Genomic DNA, 25,102 nt, shown 5'->3' with positions numbered 1-25,102 from the left:
CGAACGCTGCACCAACGCCGCCGCAATACCCATGCCAGATGAATCCGCATCACCTGAACTGACGTGGGCTCGCCAATGATGGAGGAATGCGGTGTCAGACCAGCGGGCAAGGTCGCGGTCCGAACGCCCTTGATGGTCTCTGGCAGAGTGCTGCCGGTCGATCCCTCTGGCTAGCGGTTTGCTGCACAGAGCGTGGTGGGTTCCTCGTTAGCCGGCTTTGGACCGGGCCCCATCGTGTCGCCTGTTCAAGGCCGTCCAGATGACAGGCTAACTTACCCCTGTTCGGAAGCGCTCGTTTCTGGACAGCCTACGACCGTGCAGCCACTGCAATGCACAGAATAAATTCGGACGGTCCTTTGGACGACCCATTTTGCAAATGAACGCCCGCAGCAGGGGCAGCCGTTTTCAAGCGGTCGCATCGTAATCTGTTCAGACTTTTCGATGCGCTCATTGAGTGTGCCGATTTCGGCCCCAGGCCGGTGATGGTGCTGACCACGACGATGCGATTCAGAAGTTGCGAGCACCGCCTACGAAGTCGTACTCGACGCCAGCTTCGCGCCTTCACACCCGACATCGCCGCCGCCTGATCAACTCGAGAAAGATGGCGGTTGCCGCAACCGACCAGTGCCGTTGGCGGTTATCTCGCTCCCGCCCCTCCTTCGCGGGCGCTGGTGAATGGCACGGCCCCGCATTTACACTCCGCGCGGTCAGCCGCTCGGGCAACGCATGGCCGGCCCAGGTATTTCTGCTTCAACGCAAAGATAGAACTGATGAATCCTATCATAGGCCGCGAGGTTTCCTTTCACAGATGAAAGAAAGCTCGATTGACTATGCCGCCTCGCTCCAGTCTTTTGAAAACAACGTGTGTTTGCCCGGGGCAAGCCAATAACATGGCCAAGCTTCGTGGAGGGAGTAGCCAAGCGATGCGTCAGGGCTAGACCCGCTTTGCACTCGACCACACGGCGGCGGCACGAGTTCACGTCGGAGCATATTCGCGCGTGCCCGCGACGTCGCGGGCGCACATGCCGCCAGCCTAGATTTGATGGCGCGAGATCGAGGATCACATGCACCACAACATTAGCAAGTCAGAACAGAATGCCCGCGACTGCGGCATATCGCTGCCGAATGCGATAAAGGGTTGTCCAAAGCCCGACACGAATCCTGCGAATGTGGCATTGCACGAGCGCGCGCTAACCGGCATCTTCGAAATATCGAAAGTACTCGCCGATGCCGCCCGGCTCGAACTCAAGTTGGCCAAGGTAGTCGACCTCCTGCACTCGTTTGTGCAGATGCGGCACGGCATCATCGCTCTCTGCGATGCCGAGGGCGGACTGGACATCACAGTGGCCAGCGGCTGCGGCACGAACGGCAATGAGCCCTCCCGGTCGCGCCTGCCGCGCAACGCCATCGATCAGATTGTGACGACCGACACGCCGCTCGTCGCCGACGACATAGCGATGCATCCGACCTTCACTGCCACTGATATCGAGGTGCTTGGGGCCTCCGACACCGTGTCGTTCATCGGCGTTCCCATTCGTGTTGATGGGAACGCCATAGGCGCGCTGACTTTGGACCGGGTTTTGGAAAGCAGGTCAAGCTATGGGCTCGACGATGATGTCCGGCTGCTCACCATGATTGCCAACATGGTGGGACAGACAGTCAAGTTGCATCGCTTCTACGCGGCCGACAGCGAGCGAGCGCCGGAGCTGGAACATCGGCTGCAAACGAAATTTTCTGATGTTAAGCACCCTGCACCCCGGCGCAAAAAGGTTCACGTCGAGGGGATGATTGGTGACAGTCCGGCGATAAGCGCCCTGCTGGAGAAGATCGCGGTCGTAGCGAAGGCAAAAACCACAGTTCTGTTGCGAGGTGAGTCCGGTACCGGGAAGGAGCTGGCTGCCAAGGCAATTCACGAGTTGTCGCCGCGCGCCAAGCGGCCCTTCGTTAAACTCAATTGTGCAGCGCTCCCAGAGACAGTCCTGGAATCCGAATTGTTCGGTCATGAGAAGGGTGCCTTCACAAGCGCATTCAATTCCCGCAAGGGGCGCTTTGAGCTCGCTGACAAGGGGACGTTGTTTCTGGATGAGATTGGCGAGATCTCGGCCTCGTTCCAGGCAAAGCTACTGCGCGCGCTGCAGGAGCAGGAGTTTGAGCGCGTCGGCAGCAATCAGACCATCAAGGTCGATGTTCGCGTGATTGCCGCCACGAACAGGAACCTGGAAGAGGCGGTTGCAAGGAATGAGTTCCGCGCCGACCTGTACTACCGCATCAACGTGGTTCCCTTGCTGGTACCAGCATTGCGCCAAAGGCGCAGCGATATTCCGCTCCTCGCAGCTGAGTTTCTCAAGAAGTTCAACGACGAGAACGGCTGTACGCTCACCTTCGATCCGCGTGCGATTGAAGTGCTGATGAAATGTGAGTTTCCCGGCAACATTCGCGAGCTTGAAAATTGCGTGCACCGGACAGCGATCCTGGCCGAGGGACTGTCAATCGGGAGAAACGACTTTGCCTGCTCCCAAGGCCAATGCTTTGCCGAGGCGCTGTGGAAGTGCAGATCGGGCAAGGCCGCGCTGCAACCACCGCCGATCCTGCCGGAGTCAGCGAATTTGGCCACGCCCCCGGACGAGGCCGCCAGTTCGGCCGCGACTAACCCGCTTGCCGGCGCAACCCACCCAATTGGCGCGAGGACGCCCGATATAGAGCGCGTCATTGCTGCCATGGAAAGATGTGGCTGGGTGCAGGCAAAGGCAGCGCGCTTGCTTGGGCTGACCCCGCGACAGATTGGCTACGTGCTGAGGAAATACGGCGTCGAGATCAAGCGTCTTTGAAAGCATGACCCTGGGCATGAGCTGAGCCGCTTAGCGCCTTGGCGCCGCGCAGCGATGCAGATCCGCGTGCGCGTCAACTCGATTCGACCGAGGACAGCCTGGCTGAATTCCCATGTCAGCCGGCGCTGCGACCATTGTGTGAAAGGCAACCCTGCCATCGTCAATCCCGTCCGCCATGTTGCTCTCGTTGCGAGCTCATACGGATGCCCCTGTGTGACTGAAACGGAGTTAAATATGTCCGATGCAAAACTGCAAACTGTGCTTTCGGCTCTTTCGCAAGTGACACGACAGTTGGATGCTCTGCCGTCCAACGGACCAGCGCCGGACGCAAATTTTATCAAGCTGAATACGAATGAGAACCCGTTTCCGTTGCCGCCAATCATAATGCAAAGTGCAGTGGCGGCCCTCAAGCGCCAGTATCTATATCCGGATGACGATAACTTCAGATTGAGGGAAGCAGCGTCCAGCACCTATGGCGTTTCCAGGGATCAGGTCATCGCTGGCAACGGGTCGTCTGAACTGCTCGGACTGATCTACAGAGCTTTCCTCGCACCCGGCGACAAGGTTGCGATGATGTCGCCAGGGTTTTCGTTCAACCGCAAACTTGCCATGCTTCAGGGCGCTGAGTTCCTCGAAATCGGATGTCAAGCTCATTCCCTGCCAATGGAGCAATTGCTTTCCGGTCCGGCAAAAGACGCCAAGTTTATTATGTTGGCCAATCCAAACAATCCGACCGGAACATTCCTCCCGATCAGCGATATCGAACGCCTCGTAGCACAATCGGACCGCTTGATTGTCCTTGATGAGGCATACGTCGACTTTGCACCCGATCACGGACTGCGCCTCATCAACCGGTATTCGAACCTTCTGATCTTGAGGTCATTCTCGAAAAGCTATGCCGCCGCCGGCATTCGCGTCGGTTTCGGTTTCGGTCACCCTGAAATTATTGGAAGGCTGCGAAACATCCAGAACGTCTTCAACATGAACGTGATCGGGCATGCCGTTGGTATCAGCGTGCTTGCGCATCGCGGCGCCTACGCAGACAACCACAAGCACATCAAGGATGAACGAGAGCGAGTGACAGTTGCACTATCGCAACTCGGATTTTCCGTAACACCCTCCCGCGCAAATTTCTTGCTGGCCCGTGTGCCCGCGGGACAGGACGGCTCATGGTGGCAAGCAGCATTGGAGAGGCAAAAGATACTTGTCGCGTTTTTTCCGGACAAAGGCTTGGAACACTGTATCCGCGTCAGCATCGGCACAAAAGAGCAGATGGATGAATTTCTTGCTGCCGCTGGCGACATCGCTGGAAGCTTAACGGTGCCAAGCTTCAGGGGCAGGGAAGCGTCAGGCTCTGCTTCTTCGTTACGCTGACGCTAATCGGCGATCACACACATCTCTTCCGACTTGCTTGGTGACCCCAGCAAGAAAACAGCCTGCTTTTAAAATCGGGGACTTAAAGAGTGACAAACGTCTTTCCTTCAAACCTAGCTTTCGGCATCTTCGATCATTTGGATGAGGATGGCCGCGATATAGGCCGGCAGTACGAAGATCGCCTGATATTAGCAGAGGCGTGCGATCAGCTAGGGTTCTATGCCTATCATCTCGCAGAACACCACTGCACTCCCCATGGGAGAGGTCCATCGCCGAATCTGTTCTTATCGAGCGTCGCCCAGCGCACCCGGCGCTTGCGTCTCGGACCCTTGGTGATGCTGCTTGCGCTTTATCATCCGCTGCGTGCGTTCGAAGAGATCTGTATGCTGGACCAGTTGAGCGGTGGCAGGCTCGAACTGGGCATAGGGCGCGGTGCTCTCCCGACCGAATTGGGCTACTTCGGGATTGGTGCTGACGCGGTGCCGGGCCGTTATGCCGAAGCCAGCGAAATTCTTATGCAAATACTTGTTAATTCGAGCGAGGTCGGCACGCTCTGCTATCAAGGTCGCCATTTTGATCTCAATGACGTTCCTTTGACGCTAAGACCTCATCAGCGTCCACATCCGCCCACATGGGTCGCTGCCAATCGACCCGAGTCCACAGCTTGGGCCGCTGCGAATGGAACAAATATCGCGTGTGTAGGACCTTCCTCTTCTGTTCGCAAAACTACTGATGCGTTCCGCGCCTATCGAGAGGACAACGCAGGCGGGGGGGATCAAGGGAGATTTGTCGGATTGCTCCGCATGGTCGTGATTGGGCGTTGTGACACACATGCCTATTCGCTCGCGGCACCTGCTTACGCACGCTGGCTCAAGAGCTTCCAATTCCTTTACGAGCTTAACGCTATCCCCACTCCACCAAACTTGCCGCTGACCTTCGATGCGGCAGTCGAGAGTGAATTGTGCGTGGTAGGATCAGCAGAGTCTGTGCGAAAAGCTCTGCTAGATCAGTTGGAAGAGGCAGGTGCCAACTACCTGCTTTGTCAAATGGCATTTGGAAATCTGCCGCTAGATGCTTCCCTTTACACCGCGAGGACCATTCAATCCGAAATCATGGCTCGACTTGGCTGACCATGTGCTCGAGCTTGCACGTGGTGGGGCGGGCAATCGGGAGGAGGCCAAACTGACGACGAGCAGGCGGCACAGAATACCAGCCTTGTGCGTTGGCTGGCGTCTGGGCCATCGTGTGAACATGCACGATCCTAAGGAGAGGGTAGCCGAGCGCGTCACGATGCCGGCACGCGTCTGCTCGTCGCGCTGGCGCTAGTCGTTGCCCATAGCCAGCCGCAGGAGGTTCTTCTCGCCCGGGGCGGCGTCGGTGCGGCGCCCACTAATCCAGCTTCATCAGCGGCCCGTCGGTGGCAAAGCCGTCACTCGCTACGGCGCTATTGAGGGCGCGCTCGCGAGCGGCTTTGCGACGCCCAGCCAACACCTCCAGCGAGCTCGCCCGATGATGGTGGTGCACCGCGGTCGGATACGATGCTGGAGGAAATCGTTCGCAGCCGGTCTTCACGAATTGCGAGGAGTGCTCGTTCTTGAATGCTGGCTGCTGGCCGGATGCGGTGGCCTGAGTGGTCTGCCGACACGCCCGAAAGTCAACGCCACTACCACAAGGCCGCCAAGATGTCAGGTCTGAGAGCCAGCTTGGACGGTGGTATCGTGTTCGGGAAGGTCGTCGAAGGAGGCGTAGTTGAGATAGTAGAGTTTGGAATACAGTCCGCCCATGGCTATTAACTCATCGTGGTTGCCAGTCGCAATAACTTGGCCATTCTGAAGCACGATGATGCGGTCGGCCCCCCGGACCGTGGCGAGACGGTGGGCGATGACGAGGCCAGTCCGCCCTTCAAGCAGCTTGATCAGAGCCTTCTGAATCTGCAATTCCGTGTAGCTGTCGATATTGGCGGTAGCTTCGTCGAGCACGAGGATCTTGGCGTCAGCGACGAGGGCGCGGGCGAAACTGATAAGCTGGCGCTGGCCGAGAGATAAGTTGTCGCCGCGTTCGCCAAGTTGGGTCTCATACCCGTCGGCGAGGCTCATGACGAAGTCATGCGCGCCGACAGCCTTGGCCGCCTCGATCACCTTGTCGCGCGTGGCTTCCGTCTTCTGGTATCGAATGTTCTCGAAGACCGTCCCGGTGAACAGGAATGGCTCCTGCAGCACCATGGCGACCTGGCGGCCGAGCGATTCCTGGGTGAGGTCGCGTACATCATGTCCGCCGACCAGCACCTGACCCTGCTGAACATCATAGAAGCGGTGGACCAGGGCCATCGCACTCGATTTGCCAGAACCGCTCGGTCCGACTAGTGCGACCGTCTCGCCCGGATTGACCTTGAACGAGACATTTTTCAGAACCGAACGGTTCGGATCGTAGCCGAAGGTGACGTCCCTAAACTCGACCGAGCCGTCCATTTCGGGCGAAAGCACCTCGGCATTGGGTTTGTCCTTAACATCGATCTTGACGTCGAGCACATCGGTCAGGCGCTTGCCTGAGGCCATGGCGCGCTGCATGACCGAATATTGCAGGGTGAGTGAGCGGATCGGGTCAAAGAAGCGCTGGATGTAAAATAGGTAGGCTACCAACACGCCCACATCTATACGGCTATTCATGACCATCGAGCCGCCGACCACAATAACGGCGGCCAAGGCGAGGCCGGTGATGCCATCGACGATGGGCACCATGACCAGTGCATATCTGGCAGCGATCAGGTGGGTCCTGAGGTTGGCATGGGCCCGATCGTCAAAAAGACTGAAATTCACCTGCTGGCGGTCCATTGACTGTATGGTCCGCACGCCGTGAATGGCTTCGGCCAGCGCGCCATTGACGACGGAATTGGTTTCGTGTGCAGCCATGAAGGCGTCGCGGGCACGCGGCAACCAGACAATGCGGACGATCACCAGGATCGGCAGAACCGATAGCGTCAGGAGGCCGAGGCGAAAGTCGAGCCACAGCATTACGAAAACGATGCCGAAGAGAAGCGCAACATCGCCTAGGGAATATACCGAGGTTTCCAGGAACTCCTGTATGGAGTTAACGTCGCCTTGCAGGCGCGACATCAGGCGTCCGACCTCGGTCTTGTCCATGAAAGAGAGCGAAACCTTTTGCAGATGGCCAAACATGGCGCGGCGGATGTCGAACAGGACAGTTTCGGCCATTTTCCCATCCAAGGCTTCCTGCATGTAGCCGGCGGCGAAATTGACCAAAATCGCCGAAAGGAACGCGCCGACGGCCGCAAGCTGGGCTGAGCGATCGGGCCTTGCCGGGTTCATGCCGAGGTCGATCGCGTAGCGGATGATCAAGGGGATGAGAAGCTGCGTCCCGGTGAAGATCAGCATCGCGACAATCGTGACAACTACCTTTGCCCGGTAGGGATGGACGAAGCCCCAGATGCGACGGAGGATGCTCTTGTCGAAAGCCCGGCCGAACATCTCCTCCTCGATCCGGTGCGAGCCGACGACCGCGCGCGGAGGGCGTCTCCCATCGTCACGTTCGGCTTCGAGTTCGCCGCGGCCCTGGTCCATCAGCGGGCGCCCCCATCCTGGCTAATAATGCTATCACCCGGGCGCGTCTGGAGATCGTAAAGGGCCCTGTAGCGTCCCCGCTTCGCCAGAAGCTCTTCATGCGTGCCGCGTTCTACGATTTCGCCTTTATCGACAAAAAGGATTTGATCGGCATGCTTAAGCGCACTCAGCCGGTGCGCGATGATGATCGTCACCCGATCCTTTGCGAAGCGCCGCATCGCCGCGCGAATGCGCAGCTCGGTGCCGGCATCGATCGCGGCCATCGAGTCGTCGAAAATGATGACGGAGGGGCGCAGCATCATGGTGCGAGCAATCGTGAGACGCTGGCGCTGGCCGCCAGAGAGAGAAACGCCGCGTTCGCCCACGACCGTCTCATACCCTGCCGGGAGCCCGAGGATGTAGTCGTGGAGCTGGGCGAATTCTCCAGCGCGTTCAATTCGCTGTCTCTTCGCCCAGGGATCGCCATAAGCGATGTTGTTCTCGATCGTTGTTGTGAATAGGAACGCATCCTGCTGTACAACCGCGACCGCCTTGCGAAGGCTCTCGAGGGTGACATTGCGTATGTCCTGGCCGTCCAACGTGATGGCGCCACCGGTCACGTCGTAAAAGCGGGGGACCAGATGAGCCATCGTCGATTTGCCGGAACCCGGCGGACCGACGATAGCGATCGTCTCGCCTCTCCGGGCCTCAAAGCTGAGGTTCTTCAGAATGGCGCGGTTTTCGGCGTTGGGGTAGGCAAATGAGACATTGTGGAAGCGCAGAGTGCCGTCACTTATCTCAAGCGGTCTGGCCTCGAGAGCATCCCTGATGGTGATCTCCTGATCGAGGAGACCGAAAAGCCGCGAACCGCAGCTAGAAGCGCGGGCAAACGCATTGACCATGAGACCGATCTGGCGGACTGGCATTTGCAGCATGGTCATGAAGGTCAGGAAGGTCGCCATGGTTCCGACGCTGATCTCGCCAGCGACGAGCTTGTTGCCACCGATCCCAAGCACCAATCCCATTGCGAAAAAGTAGGACAAGGTCATCGCCGACGTGTTGGGTACGTAGATGTCAACGAGATCGTTGGCGAGGTCGAGCGCGTTCTTGGAAGCGCCGTCGAACTTCAGCATCTCATAGGATTGAGCCGCAAAAGCGCGGACCACACGGATACCTGCGAGATTTTCCTTCATCACGCGGCTTAGTACCGAAAGGCGCTCATAGAGGTCGAGCCAGGTGGCGCGCAGCCTAAGCTGTGTGGTCGATGAGCGCCAAGCGACAAAAGGCACGAAGCTGAGCGCGGCCAAGCCGAGCATCGGATCGGTCGAGATCATCATGTAAGCGCCAATCCCGATCAGCATCGTCAGCAGGAGCACCCGCATGAGCCCGGTGGAAAAATACATCCGCACGCCTTCGAGATCGAGCATTCCGGCGGTTATCAGATCGCCTGAATGGACCCGGTCGTGAAAGGAAAAGCTGAGACGTTGGATCTTGTCGTAGTAGGCGAGCCGCAATTCGTACGCGACATGATGCCCGACGGCTTCGGCAAAATAGTTCTGCGCCATCGTGAAAACGCCGCGTAGCGCGCTGACGGCGAGCAGCAGGAGAGCCGGGGCCCAGAGCGCTTGTCCTGCCGCAGCCCCCGCGACACCGCCCCCGATAGCTGTCTGGGTCTGGTCGACAGCCCGGCCGAGAAGATGGGGAATGAGCAACTGGAGGATTGCCGCCATGATCGTCGAGCCCATAGCGAGGGCGACCTGCCACGGATGGCGCAGATTCATACGCGTGATGCGCAACAGCGTACTCAAATCCCGGCCCCAGCGCGCCGCTTCAACATGGGCCAACGAATTCAGTGCGTTCGTTGCGCCGCTGACAGCTTCACTGTTCACGGGTGTATTCCCGACTGCATTTTGCGCCTTCGAGGAAAGCCGAAGCAGACATCATCAAAGGCATCCGCCATTGTTAATCCCGTCCTCAACCTGCAGCCGTGCCCGTTCCCACAAGCCGAGCCGCCGCTTGACTTAGTGGCATGTCGATCACCGTGATTCCGCTTGCCGCAAGAAAACGCGCTTCGTTTCTGGTCAGGGTTTCCGCGTCCATTACGGTGCAATAGGGACCGCGGGAGCGCTTCATGATCTGTCTGGCGTAGGTGCGCAGCATCTGATCGTTGAAGCGGCAGCCAACGAAGAAAAATCCACGGGTGATGCGCCGTTCCTTCACAGCGTCTGGGATCGGTGTCTGGATATCAATTTCGGACAGGACTTCGACGTAGTCGGAATCTGCGACGAGAAAGTTTTGCGCGGGCGTAATACTCCCGTGAGGTGAATAGAGAACCGTCTTGGCCCCCAATCGGGGGTCGAGCTCCCTCCCGGACAAATCGTAGGTTTTCGTCCAAATGTCGCCGATTTCATTCGCGCGCGTGACGCCTTGTATCTCAAGGACGTCCGTTCGGCCGGTCTCTACCAGAGCCGTGCGCATCGCGCTGTCATACCAGCTGTCGATGATGAGGGAGAGTGGCAGCCTTGCGAGCCAGGCGTGGAAGGGGGTCGGCCCCACCGGCGCTGCGAATATGTCGGTCATCCAAGCTTGAAGCGTCCGGCGATGCCGGCGCTGTTCGATGAACTGTGCAACCGACCACATATTGGTGCGGATCCTGGAAGGGGCTGGAGCCCGTGCATTGAGTGCCGCGGCAACAACCTCCGGGGTATGCGGCACAGGCGGTTCCACACAGTTCAACTCAAGAAGACCCGGACCGAGATAGGGGATCACCTCATCGGCGGCGAGCGCTTCCTTCGCCAGGTCAAGCAGCTTTTCAGCAAAACTGTCCCGCACAATGACGAGGTGGCCCCATGTCAGGATCGTGTTCATCTCGTTTCCTCGCGACGCACCTAGGGGCAGCATCAGCCCTCTTCGGAAATCTTCCTTGCCTCGACGGTGATCGGCAGACGCGTATCATGTGGGAGATCGGGTAGGAGGAGCCGCCACCCGTTCCTGAGCGTGACCGTTCCGCCCCACAACTCTTCCTTCTCGAGTTTGATGATCGGCTCTTCGAGGTCCTTTTTGGGGACATACGCTGACAAACCAGCATCGGTCCTGCGGATCATGACTTTCATCTGGCCGTCCCTTCATTGGTATTGCTTTCAGCACTGCAGGGCGCCTCGGCCTCGTCGAGGCTCATCAGTTCACGCGCTCGCATACCGACTACGGTGCCACGGTCGATCCACTCGACCGCATAGATGAAGAACTGCTGGAGAAAGGTGCCAATGTCGCGCACATATCCCTCGTCCCCCTTCCGCACGAGATTTTCGCCGATCTCCCTGCCAGGATAGGTGCCGTCATTCTTTATGTGGCGAGTGGCACGTACCCGCTCTCCCGGCATGAATCGTGGAGGCCTGCGGATTTCGATCTCCTCTTCGCGTCCGAGCGACATGTCCGTTCCCTGATTTCTCTTGCGGCTGAGATTGCGAACAAGGCGTTCCAGGCGTCCTGCGTAGGCAGCCCCCAACCATGTCGGCAGTCCAATGTCCGTTACGCAGGAACGCAGGTCTTCGGCACCGGACATACCGAGGCACATTGCTGCGCATCGAAGACCCCCTCGCATTCGGTGCACTTCTGTGACTCGATCACGTAGCTCTCGCCTTTGAACTTGATCGCGCCGGAAGGACATTCGAATTCGCAGGCGCCGCATTGGGTGCATTGGGATGCGATGATCTTGAAAGCCATTTTAACTCCTGGTCCGAATGAATGAGACAGCTCAGGCCGTCGCCGCGAGTGTGGGGGTCCCAGATGCGGCGATGTAAATCGCGCTGATTGCTGTCTCGATATAGTCATGGGCACAGGCGTCGGTGGCTCTGATTCCAGCCTCCGCGAGCTGATCCTGCGGGCAATTTCCAATCTTGGCGCACAGCACGATATCTATGCCTTGAAGCGCTGCGATGACGCCATCGAGGGCGGCTTCTGCGCCCCAGCCGCCAAGGCAATACTTGTCCACCTTCCGATGCCCGACGAAGCTGATCCCTTTCAGCGAGGCTTGATAAACCTGGAATTCCTTCGCATGGCCGAAATGCTCATTGACGCGGCCGCCGCCCTTGGTCGCCACCGCGAAGAGAAGGGACTTGCCGGGGCTCGCTGCCTTGACCAATCCGATCGCTTCTCTCCTAGCCTCGACGTGATCACGGCGCTCCTCCGCGACCAGCTCCCGATAGGCCTTGCGTTTGCTGGAATCGTAGGTGACCTCGCCGGGAATCCGGTCGACTGTGAATTCCTGGCCACGATCTTCTCCGAGCAGGCCCACGGCATCTGCCCGGCACTGCCGGCAGTGGCGCATCAACTGGGCGCCGTTTTCGACACGATCCTGAAGAGCCTTCATCTCCATTGCGTTTGGGCCGCGCTGCCCGCTCAGACCGCAGTGCGTGCCGTGGGCCGGGTCCGAAATCAGCGGCATAAGGTTGTGCAGGAACGCGCCTCGCTCCTTAATCCATCTATTCACCTCGATCAGATGCTCATCATTCACGCCCGGGATCACCACCGAGTTGATTTTGGTGAGGATGCCCCGCGCGGTCAGCATCTCCAGGCCCAACATCTGCCGCTGGTGCAGGATCCGGGTGGCTTCAATGCCGACGTAGCGGCGATGATCGTGAAAGATCCAAGGATAGATCTTTGCACCGACCTCAGGGTCGACCATGTTGATCGTGATCGTCACGTGATCGACATTCATGTCAGCAAGCTCATCGACATGGTCGGGCAGCGCCAGCCCATTCGTGGATATGCAAAACTTGATGTCTGGGATTTCCCTGGCGACCCTGGCGAAGGTCGCCTTCGTCTTCTTCCAGTCGTAGCAGGCGTCGCCCGGTCCGGCGATGCCGAGCACGGAAAGCTGCGGCACCTCATTGGCGACCGCGATCACCTTGCGTAGCGCCTGATCGGGCGTCAGCTTTTCAGAGGCCACCCCAGGCCGGCTTTCGTTGGCGCAGTCATATTTGCGATTGCAGTAGTTGCACTGGATGTTGCAGCCCGGCGCGACCGCGACGTGCATACGCGCGAAATAGTGATGCGCCTCTTCTGAAAAGCAGGGGTGATCCTTGATCTTCTCCCAGACAGCCGGATCCGTGTCGTCGGGCTTTGTCGACGAGCCGCAGGACGAAGACGCGCAGCCCCCGAGTTTCATGGTGCCAAGCAACTGGTCACCGAATGTCGTGCTGAGGCTCTCAAGCGAAATTGCCGGTGCAGACATGAACGGCTCCGTTGCTGCGTGATGTCGCAGTTCAATGCGCAAGAGCTATGCCAGCTCAAAGAGCTGTTTCGGTTCACGAATAGGCTTCTCGTGTCAGATTCCTTCGGATTGCTGCACACCTTTGTCGGGCTTACGACAGTGGACAAGCAAATAGGGTCGCGAGGCTAGCAGCCTCGGGCGCGCAGAGTGTGAGCGAGACCACTCCGGGCTGCTTGCGCTTGACGTCATCGCGACGTCTGGAATTTCTTCACCCTGATACCATGCCGGCGCAGGGCGTAGCCGATTTGCCATGGCGTGAGGCCGAGGATACGAGCCGCCCAGGCAGAACCCAACCGGCCTTGTCAATCGCGTCGATCAGCCGGTTGCGTTCCGTCAGATGCGGGCGACAAGCGGCATGGTTCGGATGCGGCCGTAAGAGGAGATACCTTGCTGCGGAGGCGCCGATGCGACTGGCCGGCAGCTGCAATTCGCTTGATCTGTTACGGCCTGTGATATGAGGCGGCGAGTGCCTGATTGAGGTGCGTGGGTATTGCCGGCAGTGCCGGCAATCTGCGGCTCTCCTTCAGCGTCCAGGACGACGATCGCTCAATTACCCGTCTGCAGAAAGCGGGCAGGACGTTCACGACAATTGGCCAGCGTATGGCGAGCGTAATCTCCAGCTCGCTCGGGGCGGTCGGCACCTTCACATATCGTAGAGTCCCTGAGCGGGTATCTGCTTAGGGCATGCTGGATGGGCGGTTCAGGGCCTCGTCGACCCGATCTGCGGCCCGGTGGCTCATAGAGACGACTTCAGCGGTTGTCGTCCAGAGTGAACCTGCATTTTTTATCTGAGGCTGAATTATGCAAGAACAGTATTCGTGCAATTTCTCTTCATTTAGTGGCGATTAAAGCAAAAATTGGCATGGCCGAGACTCAGCTGTACTGGATGATCGCCGCCTTAAGTGTGCGTGCGCCGGTCATCCGAATTTAAAGAGGATTCCGAAACCGCCGCGTGGATAGTTCCACTCGATCTCACCACTCGCCTCGCACAAAATCCGGCAGGTGCCGCACTCCATGCAGCCGTCGGCAGTGATCTCCACTTGACCCTTGTCGTTCAACTCATAACATTTCGCCGGGCAGACGTGGGTCAGCGCGAGCAAATTCGCGCTCGGCTTCTGGTGCGGTCGCACTTTGATGTGCGGGCGGCCGGAATCCACCAAGTAGCGGTTCTGGTAAAGCTTGTCATCGACACGTGACTTCGTCGCTGCGCTGGTCATATCGTCTCCCCTCAGCGCCACGCCAATGCAAGGCGGACCGCGTCGCTGACCAGCCCCCAGCGCGAGCGCGCCTTGATGAAGGCCGCCGTGGTCGCCTTTTCCTTCTCGATCTTCGGCGTGCCGTCGACACGCATGAAGTTCTGCGCAGCTTGCGACATCAACCGAGGATAAGTCGTGAAATAATTGCTGGAATTGGTGTGGAGCAAGGCCGGCATGTCTTTGTATTTCCTCAGGTCCTTGACCACGAAGGACTTGTCCAGCATGGCTTTGTAAAGGGCGAGATTCCGTTTGTTCATCGGACCGTTGCGGCTCTTGACCTCGACGATTGCCTCAGCCGCAATGCGGCCGGAGGTCATGGCGAGGTTCGAACCCTCGCGGTGAATCGCGTTGTTCAGTTGCGCGGCATCGCCGACCACGACCCAACCATCGCCAAAGAGCTGCGGAATAGCCTTGTAGCCGCCTTCGGGAATGAGGTGTGCGGAATATTCTTTCACTTCCGAGCCGGCGATCAGCGGCCGGATCGAAGGATGGCTCTTCAAGGCATCAAGGAGAACGTAGGGGCTCTCGACCATCGCGGCAAAATCGGAGACGAGGCAGCCAATGCCCAGTGAGATGGACTCCTTGTTGGTATAGAGGAAGCCGAGCCCGGCCATGCTGCGGGAGGTCGTGCCCACCGCCTCGATCACGCAGCCCTCATCGCCCTTTACGCCGAACCGCTGCTCAATGACCTCTTCGGGCAAGAAATGCATTTCCTTGACGGCGAGGGCCACGGTTTGCGGCTTTGGCATCTCGCGCAGGCCGGCTCGAGTGCCAAGCAGTCCGCAGACACCTTCTGCGAGAACGACCACGTCCGCGTAGATGGCCCCGCCCGCCCGGTCTGTGCGGACGCCGATCACCCTGTCCTTGGCATCACGGATGAGTTCCGTCACGGTCGTCTCGCACAGAACGGTCGCGCCGGCCGCGCGCACCTTACGCGAAAACCATTTATCGAACTGGGCACGGATGATCGTGTATCGGTTGGGCTTCGCCTCATTGAAGTCGTCCGACCTATAGTGAATCCCGGTATGGGATGTGTCGTCCATCACCCAAAGCCGCTGTTCAACCAAATGCCGCTCGAGAGGCGCATCATCCCGGAAATCCGGGATGATCTTCTCCAGCATGTTCGCGTACATGATGGCACCCTGGACATTCTTGGAGCCCGGGTATTCACCCCGCTCCAACTGCAGCACCTTCAGGCCATGGCTGGCCATGGTGTAAGCAGCTGCGTTTCCGGACATGCCTGCCCCAACAACAATGGCGTCGAAGTTTTCCTCGATCATGTCCATCCCCTTAGCTCGAAAGCTTATCGCGACTGTGGGGCGACAGCCGCCGGGTGAAGGCTTCCGTCAGTGCGGGCAGGAAGCGGATCGCGTCGGTGACGATTCCGAGGTGAGCGAAATCGAAAATCGGCGCGTTCGGGTCGGTGTTGATGGCCACGATGAGATCCGCCCCCTCCACGCCAACCCGATGCTGGACGGCGCCGGAAATCCCGGCCGCTATGTAAAGCTTCGGCCGGATCGTCTTGCCAGTTTGGCCGATCTGCCGATCAGCTGGCATCCAGCTCTTCTGGACCAACGGACGCGAACAGCCGTGCTCGGCGCCGATTGCTCGTGCGAGGTTCTTCACAAGCTGCAGGTTCTCCGCCGCGCCAAGACCAAGGCCTCCCGCAACCACGACGTCGGCATAGGCAAGGTTTGCCTTCGCCGACTGATTGTCCGGCAGGAAGCCGAGGACTTTGGTAGCGATCTCGTCCTCGGCAAGCGAAAGCTTGTGCCGGATGACACGCCCGACCGGTTTATCCGTCCGCTGCGGCATGGGCATGACCCTCGGCCGCACGGTCGCCATCTGCGGGCGGAAATTGAGCGTATAGATCGTGCACAACAAGGAACCGCCGAAAGTCGGACGCGTGGCGGCGAGCGAACTGTCGGTATCCACATCGAGTTCGGTGCAGTCGGCCGTGAGCCCCGTCTGCAAGGTCGTCGCCACGGAGCCGGCAAGATCCCTGCCCAGTGTGGTGGCACCGAGAAGAAGGATTTCGGGTTTGTGGGTATCGACCAGATCCGTCAGCGCCTTGGTGAAAGGTTCATTCCGATAGTCGGCGAGCAGGGGCGCCTCGGCGATGTAGACAAGGTCAGCGCCATACGCGAATGCTTCGGCAACGGCGTTCCCGACGGCCTCTCCCGGCGGTCCAAGCACGACACCTGCAAGCTGGACCTGAAGCTTGTCTGCTAAGTTGCGGCCTTCGCCGAGCAGTTCGAACGATACCGGATGGACCTCGCCACGTTCGAGCTCGATGAAAACCCAAACGTGCCGGTAGTCCTTGAAATGGGCGGGCAACTCCTTCTTTATGCCGGCGCGGCCGGCGGCAGGGCGAGGGGTTTCTCCGTTCGCGGTCGACATCGTTTTTGCTCCTTGCCGTCACGCGCCGCCGTTAAAGGCGAGCTCATGTTCCAGCGCCGGCTGGCGGGTGAAGATTGCGGTGATGAGTTCGTCAGCGACATCGCGCAAGGCCTTCTCGGCGGTGTCGATTTGTGCCGCCTTTTCAGCTCGAGCAGGAGGGGCGAAAACACGTTTGACGACCGTCGGTGAACCGCGCAGGCCGCATTTGGTGAGATCCTCAATGCCGGCGTCGGCCGCGCTCCATTTCAAGACCTGGCTGCGCGCGGCGCACAAGGCGTCCTGGATCGAGCCCCGGCGGATCTCGTTTGTGCCTTCCAGCATGGTGATGAGGCAAGGGAGCCTGCTCTTCAGCATCTGTGTGCCGCCTTCGGAGCGGCGCTCGACCTTGATCTCGCGTGCAGCAAGGTCGACAGAAGGGATCTTCGCGACATAGGTCAGTTGCAGGAGTCCGAGGCGCTTGGCGATGCCGGGCCCGACCTGGGCGGTATCGCCATCGATCGTCTGCTTGCCGGTGAAGACGAGGTCTGGCGTGCCGAACGTCTCGCCAATCTTCGCGATTGCCTGGGAAAGGGCGAACGAGGTTGCCAGCGTGTCGGAGCCGGCAAAATAGCGGTCGGTCAAGAGCACCGCTCGGTCGGCGCCGTAACCGAGCGCCTTGCGCAGCGCGTCCTCTGCCATGGGCGGACCCATGGTGAGCACAGTGACTTCGCCGCCATGTGCGTCGCGCAGTCTGAGCGCTTCTTCGAGGGCGAACAGGTCGTAAGGGTTGATGATGGTCGGAACACCCTGGCGCATGATCGTGTTCGTGACCGGATGGACCCTTATCTGTGCCGAGTCCGGCACCTGCTTGATGCAGATTACGATGTGCATTGGCGGTTTCTCTAGGCTCCTGTCTGGGTGCGGCATTGCGGTTATCTCCTTGATCCGCATTATTCGTGCCAAGTCTCTTGAGCTCCCCCTTTCCTACAACTTCGGCTGGTTGCTTCTGACGGCGCTGTGGTGATGACCTGATTTGGCGGCTGCTCGACATTGTCGCGTCGCACCCTTGTCGCCGATCATTCCCGTCCGAACCGCTTCAGTACCGAGTCGAACGGAACAAAGGTGTGACCCGGCGCGGCAGGTTTGTTCGGATCGTGGTCCTTGAGCACCTTGAAGATCCGATGCGTGAGCGGCGAGGAAATCGCAAAATCCTCGTAAGCGCGTTCGAGCGTCGCGCGCACCCTCGCGGCAATCACCTGGTCGGGCAGACCGGAGAAATCTTCTTCGGCGAGGTATTGGCCCACACGCTTCATGATATGGAGCCGCGAGACATTCAGTACCTTCGGGTCATAGGCGACGCCTAGGGCTGAGAAGAATTCCTCTGCAGCCGACAAGCGCTTCAGTCGTGCGAGGATGTCGGTGACATCCATGGGGCGGCTGTCAGCGGAACAATTCATTGCATTCTTCCTGGTCGCAAAACTGTGGCCTCTGTGCGCTCGCGCACGGCTGACTTGGACCCGCACAGCTCGATGAGGGATGCCTCGCTGCACATTCCATCGTAGAGCTCGACCAGTCGAGTTGCAGTGACAGTCGATTTGGTCTCGACCGCCTCGCGCCGGACGCGGGCCACCATCGCGGCTGCCAGATCCGGGTCGAGATCGCGACCGCTTTCGCTCAGCACATGGGCAATCGCAGTCGCGCCGGAATGCTTGCCGATGACGATCCGCCGGCAGCGGCCCACGAGAGTCGGATCGAGCCCCTGATAAGTACGCGAGTCCTTCAGCAGCCCTGCGACGTGAATGCCGGATTCGTGGGTGAAAACATCGGCGCCGACGACCGGCTTAGTGGCTGCGGTCTGCCGGCGGGCGGCCCAAGCCACCTGGGCGGCGAGGCCGGGCAATGCGGTCAGCTCAATGCCGGTGTCTGCGCCGTCGAAGATCGCCATTGCGGCGGCCACCTCCTCCAGCGCGGCATTGCCCGCACGCTCGCCGAGCCCCAGGACGGTGACGGAGGCATGGCGCGCGCCTGCGCGGATCGCCGCCAGCGTGTTGGCGCCAGCAAGTCCGAGATCGTTGTGCGCATGAAATTCAAGGTCGATTGGAGACTGCACCACGAGCTGGGCGACAAGTTCGAAGGTCGAAAACGGGTCGAGAACACCGACTGTGTCGGCCAGCCTCACGCGGCTTGCGCCGGCGCGTGCGGCCGTCTCGATGACGCGGGCGAGATGATCCCGATTGGCCCGCGAGGCATCCTCGCAGCCCACCGCGACGAAGAAGCCGGCGGCGGCGGCGCGCCTGACCATATGATCGATGACCTGGAGCGCTCCCGCCTTGTCGAGGCCGAGCTTGGCGGCAAGTTGGATGTCCGACGCAGGCAGCGACAAATTGACCGCTTGGACGCCGCTCTCGATCGCTGCATCGAGATCCAACGACGTCATCCGGCACCAGGCCATGAGCCGAACCGGAAGACGCCGCGCTACCACGGCGCGAATTGTTTCAATCTCGTCGACGCCCATGACCGGCGTGCCGATCTCGATCTCTGTCACGCCGGCCGCCGCAAGAGACTCAGCGATCTCCAGCTTTTCCGTCGTGGTGAAGGCGACGCCCGGCGCCTGCTCGCCATCGCGCAAGGTCGTATCGTTGAGGGAGACATGACGGGTCATGACAGGTAGCCTGTTCTTCTGCGGCTCACGCATAGACCGGATTACCCGGCCCAGAACCGGAAAAGCTGCGCAGCTTCCCCACGATTCCCGGCATGACCTCGAGCACCCGGTCGATGTCCTCTTCGCTGTTGTCCCGCGCCAAGGAGAAGCGGACTGCCGCGTGTGGCGTTTTCATCGCGCTTAGGACATGGCTTGGTTCCAGAGAGCCGGAGGTGCAGGCCGAGCCAGAGGAACACGCGATGCCAATGCGGCTGAGGAGAAGTGGAATTCCATCACTTTCGACATGTTCGAAGGAGATGTTTGCGGTGTTGGGCAATCGTTGCAAGGGATCACCAGTGACACAGGTGCTTGGGATGCGCTGGAGGATCCCGCCCTCCAGGCGATCGCGGAGCGACTTTACCCGTGTGGTCTCGTCGTCCATGAATTTCAAGGCGAGTTCGGCCGCCGTGCCGAGCCCGGCTATGCCGGGCGTATTCTCGGTGCCAGCACGCCGGTTGTGTTCTTGGTGACCCCCCTTGATCAGCGAATGGAAATCGACGCCACGTTTTACGAAAAGCGCACCGATCCCTTTCGGCCCGTGCAGCTTGTGGCCGGAGAGCGACAGCATGTCGATTGCGGTCGACTTCAGGTCCATCGGAAGCTTGCCGACCGCCTGCACAGCATCGGTATGGAATAGGGCGCCCACTTCCTTGGCCAACTCGGAAAGCCTTGCGACGGGGAAGATCACACCAGTCTCGTTGTTCGCCCACATTATTGATACGATTGCAACCTGTGGGGTGAGGGCGGCCATATAGGCGTCGAGATCGAGCCGACCACGGCAATCCACCGGGATCCTGTGCACCTTGAGGCGGCGGGTCTTCTCAAGATGCGCGCAGAGCGTCAGCACGGCGGGATGCTCGACCGCGGACGTGACAATCTCGGTTCGGTTGGGCGCCGCCTCGAGCGCTGAAAGAAGCGCTGCATTGTCGCTTTCTGTCCCACCCGAGGTGAAAGTGATCTCATCCTCGAACTCCGCGCCGATCAGAGCTTGCAACTGCCTCCGCGCCTTTCTCACCGCCGCACTGACTGAGGCGCCAAGAGCGTGTGCCGACGAAGGGTTGCCGAATTGATCCCTAAAGAACGGCAACATCGCTTGCACGACCTCAGGATCGACCCGTGTGGTTGCGTTGTTGTCGAGGTAGACAGGCTTCATAGGTGCGATCCTCAGTTAAACAGAATGACGCGAGCGCTAGACCGACTCGTTGAGCCTCTGGGCATGCCGTTGATGATCATTTGAACTGGCAGCGCGCGCAGGCGCCCGGAGTGTTTGACGTAAACCGGATCTCCGTCGATATGGACATGTTCGCAGTGGCCGCAGGCCAGGACGCGCGAACACGATAACGCTACCGATGAGCCGAATTTGGCAGCGGCGCGATTTGTCCGCAAGCAGCTCGGGTGCCACCAGGAACCGAGCTGCTTCGGGAGGCGACGTTCTTTGAATACTGGGAGCGAATGGCGGTCCCGAGATCGGCTTTGACCTTGTCTTGTTTTTTAGGACGGGGACATCTGTTGTGCCGGCCATATAAGTCTCCTCTGCGCAAAATCAGTGTGTCGGCCGTACAGGCGCTTCGGGCGTTTAACTGAAGGACTTGCCGCAGCCGCACTTTTCGCGCGCATTGGGGTTATCGAAGACAAAACCGGAAGATTGGAGCCCGGTGAGGAAGTCGACGGTCATGCCGGCTACATGGGGTTGGGAGCCCGCGTCCACGAACAGCTTGACCCCATCTGTGTCAGTGATCGCGTCGCCCTCGCGCGACACGCTCTCCAGGCCCATTAAGTATTTGAAGCCGGCGCAGCCGCCGGCCTCGACCATAATGCGAAAGCCGTCCGCCGGCTCGCTGGCGCGGGAAAGAGCAGTCTTGAAGGCAGCAACAGCGTTGTCGGTGAGCGTAATCATGGCTCCATTCTCCTCAGTCCGGGACCTGCTTGCCCATCACGTCGCATGCACCGTGCCAAAGCCAAAAAACGTTTCAACACAGCGCGGCATCTCTCGCACTGGTGCCTCTTGATTGCTGATAAGGTGTCGGCCAATCGACACGTGCTGTCGGGTTTGTCGGGTCCGGCACGAGGGATGTTGGCCTGAGTTCTTGGGTGAACTCACATCACCAAGGACAGAACTTCTTCTGAGCTTGCCTCGGCGCAATTGGCACGGTTTTTGAAGCTCCGTTTGGCGAGACGGCAAGAGCATGCCGATCCACAACCATGCCGTGGGTGCCATCGCGATGGATGGGGCGAAGCAGGGGAGCAACATGTCAGGACCGTGGTCAGATACGCGTTGTTTGGCAAAGCAGCGCCGCCCATGGCATCCGAATGCCCGCTTGGCCGATTGCGACAACATCCACAACTCGCTCACCACCGCCCAGTAGCCCCCGACCGGCTCGATGGCATGCCATCGGCATGTGGCTGGTCGCTGGTTTTCGCATTGGTGCGACGCCGTGCGCACGCTGTCCAGCGACACCTTGTTCATGGGCCAGCAGCAGATCAGGATCGAGCATTTCGGCGCGCCTTATCGGCTGAAGGTTCCCGGGCAGGGCAGATGATCCTCACACGTCGTAGAAACAGGGGTAAGCATGGACCAACGCGAGAAACCGTCGCCCGACGAAATCCGGCGGGCGTGCAAAGACAATCCGAAGATCCGGGAGCATGATCTCGCCGCTCGATTGGGCATTTCGGAAGCCGAGTTGGTCGCGGCGCATTGTGGTCACGGCGCGGTGCGCATCGAGCCGCGCGTCGATGATCTGCTGACCGGCCTCGAAGCGGTCGGCGAGGTGATGGCGGTCACCAGCAACGAAAGTGCCGTGCACCAAAAGATTGGCGTCTACGGCAAAGTGGTCACCGGCAACCAGCATGCCATACTGCTCGGCGACGAGATCGACCTGCGCATCTTCCCGAAAGCGTGGGCGTATGGCTTCGCCGTCGAGAAGCGCGAGGGGGACGAGATCCGCCGCAGCCTGCAATTCTTTGATGCCACCGGCGAGGCGATGCACAAAGCTCATCTCACGCCCGCCTCGAACCTGCAGGCCTATCAGGATCTGACGGCAGAGCTTGTATCCCCCGACCAGGAGCCGATCATATCGCTCGAGGCGAGCGGGGCGCGCGATAACGCAGTGAGTCCAGACCACGCCACCACGGTCGACGACCTACGCGAGCACTGGGGCCGGCTAAGCGACGTGCATCAGTTCTACCATATGTTGAAGACACTGAAGCTCAGCCGCTGCCAGGGGATGCGTATGGCCGACGAGGATGACGCCTGGCTACTCGACAATGATGCCATTGGCGCCCTGTTCCAACAGGCGGCCGAAGACGAGATGCCGATCATGTGCTTTGTCGGCAATCGTGGTTGCATTCAGATCCATTCCGGCCCGATCAGGTCGGTCAAGCAGATCGGGCCGCGGATCAATGTGCTCGAAGAGACCTTCCATCTGCATCTTAGGACCCATCGCATCCGCGAGGTCTGGGCCGTGCGCAAGCCGACGAGGGATGGTCACGTTACGTCCATTGAAGCCTATGGCGCGGACGGCAAGATGATCATCCAGTTCTTCGGCACGCGCAAGGAAGGCGAACGCGAGGGCAGCGACTGGCGGTTTCTGGCCGAGAGTCTGCCACGCGTTCCCGGTCCGACCTCCAGGGGTGTGTTGACTGCCGACAGGTCCTCGGATTGAATTGGCCGCGATAGGACTCAGCACCACGTTCCGACAGCGGCTCGCGAGCAAATCTAGGTCCATGGGCGGAAAGGATGCCGTCGTAGCGCATGCGCATGGTCAGGTGATGCACGCCGGAATGGACCGCATCTATACAGTCAAGCTGGTCGCCGGTCGGCACCGGTGCGCACGAGTGCATCGCCGTCTGCCGGAAAAGCCTTGCAGCGCCTGCGAGCGATAAAACGCATACGCCATCAGCGCCGAACCGAAGCGCGGCTTGACCTTCTTGATATTTCCGATCGTCTCGCGCAAGCGCCGTCGGGTCTTCTCGGACCGCACCCGATCCTTGCGCTGGATCGCGTCATTGCTCAATCCGGGCCGTGCGAGCGATCTACTCGCTCGTCGACCGGCAGGCTGTGCAGCAACAGCCAAGCCGAACAGCCCGATGTCGCGGGCTCGACAAAACCGACCACGGATGTCGGTTGTCGGACGTTGTCATAAGAATGATGGACAGGTGATCATCAGCGGCAGACCCAGCGCAGGCTGGCATTGCTTGGTGCACCGCCATGGCTACCCTATCCGGCACGCGACTTGCTTCGACAATTTGATCAGCAGGGCAGAGGTGATTGACCAGTCTCTCAACCCTAACGGGGAAGCGGCCGCTTTGCTTCATGACCGGAGCGCGGCGGAGATGCCCCTCTGATCGACTTCGCAACCCATCTCATCCGCGCTGGTGCAGGTGGGCTGTATCAGGCGACAGAATCTAGAAGGCGCCCGACAAGAGACGTGCCCATGCTGGAAATCGACTTTATGAACAGCGGTGCAATCTCAATTGAGCCATGAACGCCAATGTAGAGAAAACAAAATGGCGACCAACCCCGTTCCAGATCATGTCCCGCCCGAAATGGTGAGGGACTTCAGCCTGTTTACATCGCCAGGGATGCCACCAACACCCAACGGGGATCCACACGCAGCTGTCGCTTGCGTACATGACGGGCCTCCGATCTTTTACTCCCGCTACAACACGCAAGATGGCCGGGGTACCTGGGTCATCACCCGTGCCGCGGACCAGCGGAAGGTGCTGCAGGACGCAGAGACTTTTTCCAGCCATCGCAGCATCTTCTCCTCCATACTGGGTGAGAACTGGCCGACGATCCCGCTTGAGCTCGATCCACCGGCCCATGGCGTCTTTCGCTCACTGCTTAATCCGCTGCTTTCGCCAAAGCGGGTGTTGGCTTTGGAACCGGCTGTCCGCGAACGGGCGGTCGAGCTGATCGAAAGGATCGCCGCGTCGCGCACAAGCTGCGACGTGATGAAGGATTTTGCCTTTCCTTTCGCGGTGAGCACCTTTCTTCGCTTTCTGGGGTTGCCTGATGACCGACTCGATACATTCGTCGGCTGGGGGAAAGATCTGCTCCACGGCGACGATAAGGAACGACCTGTGGCTGCCCGGACGATCGTGGCATTCATCGACGAACTTGCAGCCATGCGCCGCGATCAGGCGGTTGACGATTTCATGACCTTTATAGTGCAGGCACAGGTCGAGGGCCGCCGGCTGACTGACACCCAAGTCCGCGGCATCGGCGTGCTTGTCTTCGTCGCTGGGCTCGACACGGTCGCAGCAGCTATAGGCTTTGACTTGGCGTACCTCGCACGCAACCTCAAAGATCAGCAATTGCTGCGGAGCGAACCGGACCGCATCCCGCTCGCAACCGAAGAATTGCTGCGGGCCTATCCGCCCATTCAGTTGATCCGCGTGGCCACGAAAGATATCGACTTCGAAGGCGCGCCGATCCGGAAGGGGGACTATGTTTCCTGCGCCACGATGATTGCCAATCGTGACCCGGCGGAATTCGAATGCCCCAACACGATTGATTTGGAGCGGGAGGACAACCGCCACGCAGCGTTTGGCTATGGTCCCCACCGTTGCCTTGGCTCACACCTTGCCCGGCGCGAGATTGTCATTGGCCTGGAGGAGTGGCTGGCGCGCATCCCGGCTTTCAGGATCAAGCAGGGTACGGCGCCGATAACCTCTGGCGGCCATGTGTTCGGGATCGAGAATTTGATCCTAGACTGGTCCTAGGCCCGCCCCGA

21 protein-coding genes and 1 pseudogene are annotated in these 25,102 nt (G+C 59.7%); 6 read left to right on the top strand and 16 right to left on the bottom strand.

What is annotated here, in order from left to right; genetic code table 11:
* The first annotated feature begins 1,064 nt into the window (after nt 1–1,064).
* The 3 genes from nifA (at nt 1,065) to X728_RS0136095 (ending at nt 5,332) form a co-directional block, all read left to right on the top strand.
* Nucleotides 1,065–2,828: a nif-specific transcriptional activator NifA gene (gene nifA / locus X728_RS141485; RefSeq protein ID WP_023832743.1), complete on the top strand. Its 1,764-nt coding sequence runs from the start codon at nt 1,065–1,067 to the stop codon at nt 2,826–2,828.
* A gap of 234 nt (nt 2,829–3,062) precedes the next feature.
* Nucleotides 3,063–4,202, top strand: a complete 1,140-nt coding sequence (gene hisC / locus X728_RS141490) for a histidinol-phosphate transaminase (protein WP_031195882.1) — start codon at nt 3,063–3,065, stop codon at nt 4,200–4,202.
* Nucleotides 4,203–4,291: 89 nt separating this feature from the next.
* Nucleotides 4,292–5,332, top strand: coding sequence for an LLM class flavin-dependent oxidoreductase (locus X728_RS0136095; protein WP_031195881.1), 1,041 nt, complete (start codon nt 4,292–4,294; stop codon nt 5,330–5,332).
* A 555-nt stretch (nt 5,333–5,887) separates the two neighbouring features.
* Here the strand turns inward: X728_RS0136095 and X728_RS141495 are convergent.
* From X728_RS141495 to X728_RS141565, 16 genes and pseudogenes are all read right to left on the bottom strand, one after another.
* Nucleotides 5,888–7,780, bottom strand: coding sequence for an ABC transporter ATP-binding protein (locus X728_RS141495; protein ID WP_023685024.1), 1,893 nt, complete (start codon nt 7,778–7,780; stop codon nt 5,888–5,890).
* A complete protein-coding gene (locus X728_RS141500) occupies nt 7,780–9,648 on the bottom strand; it encodes an ABC transporter ATP-binding protein (protein WP_031195880.1) in 1,869 nt (622 codons plus the stop codon). The genes X728_RS141495 and X728_RS141500 overlap by 1 nt, the downstream gene beginning before the upstream one ends.
* Nucleotides 9,649–9,733: 85 nt before the next feature.
* Nucleotides 9,734–10,627, bottom strand: coding sequence for an SIR2 family protein (locus tag X728_RS141505; protein WP_031195878.1), 894 nt, complete (start codon nt 10,625–10,627; stop codon nt 9,734–9,736).
* Between the two features lie 32 nt (nt 10,628–10,659).
* Nucleotides 10,660–10,872 (bottom strand): putative nitrogen fixation protein NifT, encoded by a 213-nt coding sequence (gene nifT, locus X728_RS141510; RefSeq protein ID WP_023672220.1) that lies wholly within the window; start codon nt 10,870–10,872, stop codon nt 10,660–10,662.
* Complete coding sequence (locus X728_RS141515) at nt 10,869–11,189, bottom strand: nitrogen fixation protein NifZ (protein WP_023672219.1); 321 nt, start codon at nt 11,187–11,189, stop codon at nt 10,869–10,871. Before X728_RS141515 ends, nifT begins: the two co-directional genes overlap by 4 nt.
* 98 nt (nt 11,190–11,287) lie before the next feature.
* Nucleotides 11,288–11,482 (bottom strand): 4Fe-4S dicluster domain-containing protein, encoded by a 195-nt coding sequence (locus X728_RS141520; protein ID WP_023672218.1) that lies wholly within the window; start codon nt 11,480–11,482, stop codon nt 11,288–11,290.
* 31 nt (nt 11,483–11,513) lie between these two features.
* Nucleotides 11,514–12,992 carry a nitrogenase cofactor biosynthesis protein NifB gene (gene nifB, locus X728_RS141525; protein WP_023832738.1) on the bottom strand — a complete coding sequence of 493 codons (1,479 nt, stop codon included), beginning with the start codon at nt 12,990–12,992 and terminating at the stop codon, nt 11,514–11,516.
* A gap of 224 nt (nt 12,993–13,216) precedes the next feature.
* Nucleotides 13,217–13,368: pseudogene (locus tag X728_RS1000000171805) on the bottom strand (helix-turn-helix domain-containing protein); the annotation flags it as partial.
* A gap of 580 nt (nt 13,369–13,948) precedes the next feature.
* Complete coding sequence (locus X728_RS141530) at nt 13,949–14,248, bottom strand: ferredoxin family protein (protein WP_031195876.1); 300 nt, start codon at nt 14,246–14,248, stop codon at nt 13,949–13,951.
* Nucleotides 14,249–14,259: 11 nt separating this feature from the next.
* A complete protein-coding gene (locus tag X728_RS141535) occupies nt 14,260–15,567 on the bottom strand; it encodes an FAD-binding protein (protein ID WP_023687350.1) in 1,308 nt (435 codons plus the stop codon).
* Between the two features lie 10 nt (nt 15,568–15,577).
* Nucleotides 15,578–16,687 (bottom strand): electron transfer flavoprotein subunit alpha/FixB family protein, encoded by a 1,110-nt coding sequence (locus tag X728_RS141540; RefSeq protein WP_023685019.1) that lies wholly within the window; start codon nt 16,685–16,687, stop codon nt 15,578–15,580.
* A gap of 18 nt (nt 16,688–16,705) precedes the next feature.
* Nucleotides 16,706–17,557 carry an electron transfer flavoprotein subunit beta/FixA family protein gene (locus X728_RS141545; protein WP_023672212.1) on the bottom strand — a complete coding sequence of 284 codons (852 nt, stop codon included), beginning with the start codon at nt 17,555–17,557 and terminating at the stop codon, nt 16,706–16,708.
* Nucleotides 17,558–17,742: 185 nt separating this feature from the next.
* Entirely contained in the window at nt 17,743–18,123 is a 381-nt protein-coding gene (nifW, locus tag X728_RS141550) for a nitrogenase stabilizing/protective protein NifW (protein WP_031195875.1), read from the bottom strand.
* The gene (gene nifV / locus X728_RS141555) at nt 18,120–19,328 is read right to left on the bottom strand and encodes a homocitrate synthase (protein ID WP_032898119.1); all 1,209 of its coding nucleotides are present in this window, start codon (nt 19,326–19,328) and stop codon (nt 18,120–18,122) included. The genes nifW and nifV overlap by 4 nt, the downstream gene beginning before the upstream one ends.
* A gap of 25 nt (nt 19,329–19,353) precedes the next feature.
* Nucleotides 19,354–20,520, bottom strand: a complete 1,167-nt coding sequence (gene nifS / locus X728_RS141560) for a cysteine desulfurase NifS (protein ID WP_023806336.1) — start codon at nt 20,518–20,520, stop codon at nt 19,354–19,356.
* A 423-nt stretch (nt 20,521–20,943) separates the two neighbouring features.
* Nucleotides 20,944–21,264, bottom strand: a complete 321-nt coding sequence (locus tag X728_RS141565) for an iron-sulfur cluster assembly accessory protein (RefSeq protein WP_023698282.1) — start codon at nt 21,262–21,264, stop codon at nt 20,944–20,946.
* A gap of 538 nt (nt 21,265–21,802) precedes the next feature.
* Between X728_RS141565 and hemP the strand changes: the two genes are divergently transcribed.
* From hemP to X728_RS141575, 3 genes are all read left to right on the top strand, one after another.
* A complete protein-coding gene (gene hemP / locus X728_RS1000000170545) occupies nt 21,803–21,907 on the top strand; it encodes a hemin uptake protein HemP (RefSeq protein WP_023672206.1) in 105 nt (34 codons plus the stop codon).
* A 30-nt stretch (nt 21,908–21,937) separates the two neighbouring features.
* On the top strand, nt 21,938–23,029 hold the full coding sequence (locus tag X728_RS141570; protein ID WP_023832731.1) for a hemin-degrading factor: 1,092 nt from the start codon (nt 21,938–21,940) through the stop codon (nt 23,027–23,029).
* 844 nt (nt 23,030–23,873) lie between these two features.
* Complete coding sequence (locus tag X728_RS141575; protein ID WP_031195871.1) at nt 23,874–25,091, top strand: cytochrome P450; 1,218 nt, start codon at nt 23,874–23,876, stop codon at nt 25,089–25,091.
* The last annotated feature ends 11 nt before the right edge of the window (nt 25,092–25,102 follow it).

The organism is Mesorhizobium sp. L103C119B0 (assembly GCF_000502235.1).
Taxonomy (GTDB): domain Bacteria; phylum Pseudomonadota; class Alphaproteobacteria; order Rhizobiales; family Rhizobiaceae; genus Mesorhizobium.
This window is presented reverse-complemented; position numbering and strand designations above follow the sequence as displayed.